Origin of the sequence: Xenorhabdus yunnanensis (assembly GCF_028598805.1) — a bacterium.
In the GTDB taxonomy this organism is placed as follows: Bacteria; Pseudomonadota; Gammaproteobacteria; order Enterobacterales; family Enterobacteriaceae; genus Xenorhabdus; species Xenorhabdus yunnanensis.
Genome location: NZ_JAQRFI010000345.1, coordinates 1 through 223, shown reverse-complemented (window position 1 = coordinate 223; position 223 = coordinate 1). Strand labels below are relative to the sequence as shown.

1 protein-coding gene is annotated in these 223 nt (G+C 51.6%); it reads left to right on the top strand.

Features of this window, described 5'->3' with window-relative positions:
* The coding region (locus PSI23_RS22535) for an EF-Tu/IF-2/RF-3 family GTPase (RefSeq protein WP_273557103.1) at window positions 1–223 on the top strand (223 nt) is incomplete at both ends.

Here is a 223-nt window from a genome sequence, read left to right as displayed (position 1 = left end):
CTCCGGTCGTGGTACTGTTGTAACCGGTCGTGTAGAGCGTGGTATCGTTAAAGTAGGCGACGAAGTAGAAATCGTGGGCATCAAAGAAACCACGAAAACGACTTGTACTGGTGTTGAAATGTTCCGCAAACTGCTGGACGAAGGCCGTGCTGGTGAGAACGTAGGTGTTCTGCTGCGTGGTACTAAGCGTGATGACGTTGAGCGTGGTCAGGTTCTGGCGAAA